Source organism: Mesorhizobium waitakense (genome assembly GCF_056431085.1).
Genome location: NZ_JBWKME010000099.1, coordinates 1 through 7,382, shown reverse-complemented (window position 1 = coordinate 7,382; position 7,382 = coordinate 1). Strand labels below are relative to the sequence as shown.

The following is a 7,382-nucleotide window of genomic DNA, read 5'->3' as shown; positions in this document are numbered from 1 at the left end:
GACAAGCAGAAATACGAAAATCCCGACCATCGCCATGACGGCGATGGCCGAAACCACTCTGCGTAGGATGTAGCTACCCATTGCTCAGGCTTTTTCCATGTTCCACATTGGGTAGCGCAAGTTTGGAACCTCGATGAAACCAGTGAGCCTCTTACTGTGCGCCACTGGCGTATTAACTTTTCCCAGCATGATGCCGCCGACGAAGTCCCACCAAATGCCCTGCATTTCGCGGGCGAGCGCCTGCCGCTCTTCGAGCGTTGCGACATCCGGCCATTTGGCCCGAAGAGCCTCGTATTGGTCGTTCTTCGGCCAGCCATAAAAAGCGTCTGGGCCATTCATATAATGGAAGGGACAGGTGATCGGATTGCCAAAGATATAGTCGGACCAATCATTAATGGCCATGCTCCAGCCGCCATTCTCGACCGGGCCCTTGTTCTTCCGAGCCTCGACAAACGCGCTGAAAGTCATCGGCCCAAGCACTACATTGACCCCGATCTTGCGAAGCGCACTCGCAAGAAGCAGCGCCGCATCACTGGCCACCGGCCAGTCCGTAAATTGGAAAAGATAAACCTTCTCGCCGGCATATCCGGACTCCTGGAAGAGCTGTTTGGCCCTCGCCGGATCACCGCCCTTCTTGTACCATCCTGTATTCTCGTCATTTGAATAGGGACTGCTATTTCCGAATATCGAAATCACGGGGCTGCCGTAATCCGGATCTGGAGAAATGACGCGAAGGAAAGCCTCCTGGTCGATCAAGTGAAGCATCGCTTGCCGTGCCTTGACGTTGTTGAAGGGTGGCTGAAGGAAATTCATTTGCACATAGAGAACATCACCCCCCGTATCCAGGAGCTGAAGTTCAAGATTGGGGTCGCTCTTGATAGTGCCGTAAAGATCTGCGGGTGGGCTGTAAACGAAGTCGATTTCCCCTGCTTGCAAGGCCGACAAGGCTGTCTGCGGATCGGAAATATTTTGCCAGATGGCTCTATCGACCTTGACGACCTTTCCGCCGCCGTACCCGTCTGGTGGTTCCTGGCGGGGTATATATTGTTCGTTTCGGTCGTAGGTGAAGCTTGCACCATGCTTGGCTAGAGCCTCGTTGAACTTGTATGGCCCGGATCCGATATTCGCGGTCACCTGCTCCGTTGAGGGAAGCTTCGCGTCCTTCTCGCGCATGATAGCTAGGAAACGTTCGCCTCCTGCCAATAGGTCGAGCAGCAGCCCCAAGGGCTTCTTGAGAACGATTTTGAACGTCTTGTCGCCCGTCGGCGAGACGTCGCTGGCCCTCTCCAGGATCAGTTTTCCACCGCCGTCCACCTGCCCCCAGCGAAGGATAGATGCCACGCAGTCCGTCGCAGTGACGGGATTGCCGTCGATGAATTGCAGACCATCCCGGAGCTCAAACGTATACGTCTTTTTGTCTTCGGAGACGCCCCATTTCCCCACCATTTGTGGTTGCGGCACAAGCTTGGAATCGAACGCGAAAAGCGTGTCATAGACCGCCTGGGCATGCATGTAGGTGATGTTAGTGCTGGACAAGATTGGATCAAAAATAGTGAGGTCCTCCATCGCCATCCGCACCGTCCGCGCGTCATCTGGTGATGACTGCGCCCGAAGGATCGATGGCATTGATAACGCCGTTCCGGCAGCCAAGCCTGCCTTGATCAGGTTACGTCTAGAGATTGTCATGGTCTGTTCTCCTCTTTTTTGTTGGTGGCCATCTCAGAGCATTGGCTACTTTCTTATGAAAGTGCCGGCAGAATGCTGACGAGCAGTGATTGTTGGAGTAGATATATCGTGCTCCGGCCAGAAGCGCGCTCTCGGGTAGTCGAACTGATTTCTTTTGTAGTAGCCAACGCCCGGAGTATTCACGAGGGCTGGTGTGGCGAGACCGGCGAAGTTCAGAACAAAATGGAAGCCTGATTTCACGACTATGAAATCAAGATCTTCGATAACCACGTTCTGGCTGGTGAAAGCAGCTGGATCAATAGTGTCGGCCGGCTTTGTGGTCAGTAGCACATGGATGCGGTCATCCACCTTGAGAACGGCCGTTGGTCCCATGGCACAGAGGTCGCCTCTGCCGACAGGACCTTCCAAGACGAAATTTCCATCGCTCACGTTTTCAACTCGCCCGGTGACCAGTCGAGGCGTGAACCCCGGCGTGTATCCAGCACCAACGGACAGTGTAACAGTTGCACCCACGCCAGCCTCTATTGCCCGAGCCGCCGCGACGGGATCGGTGATGGGTACCGCACCACGCAGTCCGGGATGAGCATCGAGCGCTACGGAAAGCAAAATAGTGCCATCTCCCGGCGCACCCGCAGCGGTTCGATCGCCCATGTCACCGATCGCGAACGGCCGCTTGTCCGGCGAACTGTCGACAAGATCAAATACCTCGTCAATCGTCAGAAGGTCGTCCTTGAATCGTTCGCGTTCGACCCAAAAGCGGGTCGCTAGTTCCACTGCGAAGGAATGAGCGTCGGCATAGGGACCATCGCTCAGAATGGTGATAACCTGGCCAATCTTATCGTCATCGGTAAAGCGGAACACGTTGTAGATCGAGATATCCTTAATCGACGGATGCAGAGCCGCGTATTTGCGGGCTTTTGCATGGATTTCGGCCAACGGCCCGGAAGCGGTTTCAGCTGCACCCGGCAATATCATAGGCACCAGCGCGGAAACCGTGACCGGCTTTAGACGCCCCTCAAGTTGTTCGATCAGCAGTTCTGCAACTTTCTGGCCACATTCGACAAAGTCCGAATGCGGGTTTTCCTTGCAGGCAATACAAATATCGATGTTGTCGAGCATACGGGGCGTGATATGGCCATGAAGGTCGAGGCCGATGCCGATCGGCACGTTGGGCCCGGCGACAAGGCGAAGCGCTTGAAGAAGGTCGCCTTCAGCATCCGGCGTTTCCGTCGTGCCCATTGCGCCATGAAGGTCCAGGCCGATTGCATCAGGCTTGATGCGTCGAACCGCATCCAAAAGTTCCTCGCGCATACGCAAGTAGAAATCATGATCGACAAGGCCGCCGGCGCCTCCATTTGCCGAGAAAACCGGCTCAATATTTACGCCCGCCGCGACAAGCGTTTCAATCAGTCCCTTCAGCACCCCGGCTGGCGATCTTAGGATGTCGTGGCCACGTTCCACCACGAAGAGTTCCTCGTCGGTAGGCCTTGGGTTCAGCCTGTGGGATTCGTGGCTGAGGCGCCCAACAAGAATGCGATAAGGTTTTGAGATTTCTGGCACTCGATCAGTCCGTTCTTTGTAGGTCATGGCCCCATCAGACGGTTGGAACGCGGCAAACCGGGCGTGAATTCTTAACAGCCTGGGCCGTTAGACTAAACTACCGGTCAGTGACGCCAGCCAGGCCCTCTTTGGCAGCCTCAAATTTCTGTCTGCTCTTCGGGTTTGAGGTGTCATAGACGCGCTGCTCATGCGCACGATCGTAGACCGAGTTTCTGCGGACTGCTGCATCGTAGACGGTTCCTATCACCAGTGTTTCCAAGCTAGTTCGTGTCTATGCATCGCATGGAGAACGGACCCGTGAAACTCAGAATAGTTATTTGCGGCAGCGATTGATTATGCAATCGGTAGCCTAGCCTGTCTTCTGCATGAGAATGTGCATGCGCGGCTGGCGGATCACCGGAATCCTGCACCTCACGCACGATAGCCAGCTTCTGCTTGACCGTCCAGGAGCGGCGCGTCCGCTATCGGTGTACATCCGTCGGAAGCGAAGAACCCCGGGGCGGGGCGTTGGTGCATGGATTTGGGCTTGAGCGGACGGCGATCTTTGAAGCGGCAGACTGCCTTGCGGCGGGCGGATTTCGGGCGTGCGCAGGCAAACATGCGGTTGAGGACGGCACAGCCGATGGCGACTTCGGTTTGCTGAACGGGAAGCGACCGTGCCCGCAAACGTCGCCCGATAATGGACTTGTAGCGCCCTATGGCGGTCTCAACCAGCGAGCGTTGGCCGTAACCGTTGGAGACCTGCCATTTCATCCGACCGTCTCTCCTAATTGCAGCGATATGCTGGTCCCTTTGGTCGGAAGGTCGATCGTCGATCGGTTCGACCGCGTTGACGCGAGGGGGGATGACGATGACGACAGACGCGCTGTAATTGATGACTGCGTCGTAAGTTGGCTTTCCAGGGACCGTCGGCAGTAAACTGTTCGATCGGACCGCCAATTTGCTCGAGTAGTGGCTCAACTTGAGAGACATCGCCAGTGTCCTGATCAGTCAGGGTATGGGCAATGATCTCGCCGCTGTCGGCATCCAGTGCCAGATGCAGCTTGCGCCAACTGACGGGATCTGGCGCCGTGCCTCTCCTCCAGCAACTGGCCCGCGCCGTAGACCTGCAGGCCGGTGCTGTCGACAAGAACATGCACGTCCCTCCGGCGGAACCTGGCGATCATGCCATTTGTTGGGCGATTGCCATGTCCGCGCCCGCCGGCTCAGGGTGGTATGATCGGGGACAGCGAGCGCCAATCGCATCAGCTTCAGCACCGATTCCAGCAAGCCTTCTGCCTGACGCAGCCGCAGGCCAAATACAAGGCCCAGCGTCAAGGTGGTCTCGATCGCCAGATCAGAATAGCGGTGCTGGCCGCCACGTGTCTTGCGTCTTGGCGCTTGCCACCTGGACAGGGCTTCCGGCGTCACCCACAGGCTCAAACTGCCACGATGACGAGGTCCTGCCTCGTATTCCGGCCAGTTCGTCACCCTGAACTTCATCTTCTCAATATGATGGCGACGGCTGGCATTGTGTTTGAAAGGCATGGCTACGCTACAAAGGCTACTGCGGTTGCCGCTTGCCTAAACCCACATCAATAAACGATCCGTGCACCAACACTATGCCACAAGGCTCTGGCGCCCCGTTCTCCGCGGTAATGCCACAACCGGCGACATCATCGCCCCGATCCGGGACACAACGGGGGTGAACTTCCGTCTCGACGACGCGGGCGTCGTCGCCGTTGCAAAGGCGATCGTCGCCATCCGCTCGTACTTCATGCCCAAGCGAGTCAAAGCGGTCCACATCTGACCCTTGCCTCTGTCAAGCAAGGAAAGCCATGCGGTGCTCGTGACGCTTACCGCTTTGTCGCTCTTATGTCCCAGCAGGTTGTCGAGGATGACGACGTCGCCGGCAATCATCGGCGATAGTCGCGACCCGGTCTCGGGAGGGCGCTGACCAGTTCGAGCCCGCAGTCGGACCGCACTAGGATCGTGCGGGCGACGAGGCTGCCGGTGCGGCCGAATACGTTGATGGCGACTTTGATCATTGGATTTCTTGTTTCAGAGTAGCGGCACATTCGGTCGCGGCGAGCATCCTCAAGCGACGCATCGCTATAGCCTTTTCTCGAAACGCGACAGCATAACATTCAGCAATTCCTGCCCGAGCAAGCGTCCCCGACTGCCGTGACTTCGCCGTTTCGGCGAACTCGCCGAGGAGCCTAGAAGGTGCGGCGCATTCCAAGATCCTTCAGTATCTCGCGAGCGGCATTATGGCCCGGTACGCCGGAGACTCCTCCGCCGGGATGGGAAGAGGAGCCGCATTGGTAAAGGCCTTTGATCGGGGACCGATAGTCCGAATAATGAGCGGCAGGACGCTTGAAGAACATCTGGTCGAGCGACATGTCACCGTGATTGATATGACCACCAGGAATGTTGAGCTGCTCCTCAATGTCCTTTGGCAGGAGGAGCTGCGTATGGATGACACCGTCGGAAAACCCCGGTGCGAGCTGGTCGATGGTTTCAAACACCGACTTCAGGAATCTCGGGCGCTCCTGTCCCCAAGACCCGTTTGTCAATTCGTAGGACGTATGTCCGCCATAGATTTGAACAATATGCTTTCCTTTCGGCGCTAGGCTGGGTTCGAGAACAGTCGGGATCGTCATGATCATGAACGGTCGCGAAGAATACTAGCCGGATTCCGCCTCTTCATAGGCCCGTTCGAGATATTCCATGTCAGGACCAATTTGGATCATTGGCGGGCAATCCATGCCGGTCGAGGCGCTATCGTAGGAGGAGAAGCGCGGCGCTCGCTCGCAAGCGATATTTAGCTTGAAGGCCCCTCCCTTCGTCTTGAATCTCGCGATGTCCTCGGCAAACTCGGTAGGAAGCGCATCTGCGGACACGAGCTTGCCGAAGAGCAGCTTGGCATTCAGGTTGCCGACGACAGTCTTGGCGACATATTCGCCCCCGCCGGCGGTAACGGCGGAATGCACCCTTCCATTGCGCGTCTCGATGCTGGTCACGTCGCTGTTGACAAGAATGTCGACGCCGTGGTCCTCGGCGCACCGCGCCATTGCCTGAGTGATAGAGCCCATTCCACCGACGACCTGCCCGCGGATGGCGTCTTTCCCCTCATCGGCCGAGCTGCTGCCATGCAGCGCAAGCCACGCCGACCCGGGAGACTTTGGGCCGATCAGGCTCCCGCCCACCGCTTGCGCGAACGCAGCCTTCACTTCACTGCTCTCAAACCAACGGCTCAGATATTCATCAGAGCTCTGGGTGAAGAGATCTATTAGCTTATAGAAATCGTCGCCGACGTTGCGATTCTCCCATAGGAAGCTTGCTGTCTTTGCCCGCGAGCGCAAAGAACTCGCGACGAGGTCGACTGGCGTCATAAGCTTGAGTTCGTGGACAAACTTCGCAACGCTTGAGAGATGCTTGCGAAACTCCGGGTATCGGGCTGCGTCGGCTTGGGAAAATCGGGAAATGGCAGCCTGCATCTGTCCCATGTCGCCGCCGATCATCATCGAACGCTTCTCGTCGATGGGCCGCAACGTGCGATGGTCCCCACCCAAGGAACGAAGGCCATACTTCCTGAGTTCGAGCTCGGTGACTACCTTCGGATGTAGCTGCGTTGGCACGTAGGAAATCGGGCGGGCGTCGTGCCCACCCACGCTGCTCACGTCACATACTCTAGCGGCGGAGACCCTTTCAGCCAAAAGATCGCGCTGGCGCATGGCTTCGGCGAGGATTTCATCCTGATCCATCGTCGTGAGGCGGCCCTTCTCCATTACGACCTTACCATCGATGAGAACTGTATCGACCGGGATCATCGACGAGGACAGCGACAACAGAATGCCCATATCGTCGCGCCAGGAGTAATGGGTGATGTCGCGAGCTTCTCGGATGACCACATCGGCGCGCTTGCCCACGGCCAGGCTGCCCAGCCTGTCACCGAGGCCTACGTTTCTCGCAGCATCGATCGTCTGCATGTAAAATGGATCAGAGTCATTCAGCCTGTCCCCAACCAGTGCCGACAGATAGAGGCTCATGAGGCCGGCGATCCCGATCGGATGGATCATGATCGTGTCGACAGCGAGCGAAACGGTTGTGTTGCAACGTTTTGATTACCGGCACTATGGCAAGCCTCTTCCGCC

General features: G+C 57.1%; 5 protein-coding genes and 1 pseudogene. All 6 read right to left on the bottom strand.

Translation table 11 applies throughout. From position 1 onward, the window contains the following. Positions 1-84 precede the first annotated feature (84 nt). Complete coding sequence (locus AC07FD_RS20995; protein WP_478351389.1) at positions 85-1,686, bottom strand: ABC transporter substrate-binding protein; 1,602 nt, start codon at positions 1,684-1,686, stop codon at positions 85-87. 45 nt (positions 1,687-1,731) lie between these two features. Then, positions 1,732-3,273: a M81 family metallopeptidase gene (locus tag AC07FD_RS20990; protein ID WP_478351388.1), complete on the bottom strand. Its 1,542-nt coding sequence runs from the start codon at positions 3,271-3,273 to the stop codon at positions 1,732-1,734. 534 nt (positions 3,274-3,807) lie between these two features. Further along, positions 3,808-4,773 (bottom strand): annotated as a pseudogene (locus AC07FD_RS20985) (IS5 family transposase); the annotation flags it as partial. Between the two features lie 368 nt (positions 4,774-5,141). Continuing rightward, positions 5,142-5,273, bottom strand: a complete 132-nt coding sequence (locus AC07FD_RS20980; RefSeq protein ID WP_478351387.1) for a hypothetical protein — start codon at positions 5,271-5,273, stop codon at positions 5,142-5,144. A gap of 171 nt (positions 5,274-5,444) precedes the next feature. Beyond that, complete coding sequence (locus AC07FD_RS20975) at positions 5,445-5,894, bottom strand: phytoene desaturase family protein (RefSeq protein ID WP_478351386.1); 450 nt, start codon at positions 5,892-5,894, stop codon at positions 5,445-5,447. A gap of 18 nt (positions 5,895-5,912) precedes the next feature. Continuing rightward, positions 5,913-7,277: a phytoene desaturase family protein gene (locus AC07FD_RS20970; protein WP_478351385.1), complete on the bottom strand. Its 1,365-nt coding sequence runs from the start codon at positions 7,275-7,277 to the stop codon at positions 5,913-5,915. Positions 7,278-7,382: the final 105 nt, after the last annotated feature.

Excerpts from the sequence above, each read along its gene's own strand:
- AC07FD_RS20970 (WP_478351385.1), bottom strand. The coding sequence starts at position 7,277 with ATGAGCCTCTATCTGTCGGCACTGGTTGGGGACAGGCTGAATGACTCT.
- AC07FD_RS20995 (WP_478351389.1), bottom strand. The coding sequence starts at position 1,686 with ATGACAATCTCTAGACGTAACCTGATCAAGGCAGGCTTGGCTGCCGGA.
- AC07FD_RS20980 (WP_478351387.1), bottom strand. The coding sequence starts at position 5,273 with ATGATCAAAGTCGCCATCAACGTATTCGGCCGCACCGGCAGCCTCGTC.
- AC07FD_RS20990 (WP_478351388.1), bottom strand. The coding sequence starts at position 3,273 with ATGACCTACAAAGAACGGACTGATCGAGTGCCAGAAATCTCAAAACCT.
- AC07FD_RS20975 (WP_478351386.1), bottom strand. The coding sequence starts at position 5,894 with ATGATCATGACGATCCCGACTGTTCTCGAACCCAGCCTAGCGCCGAAA.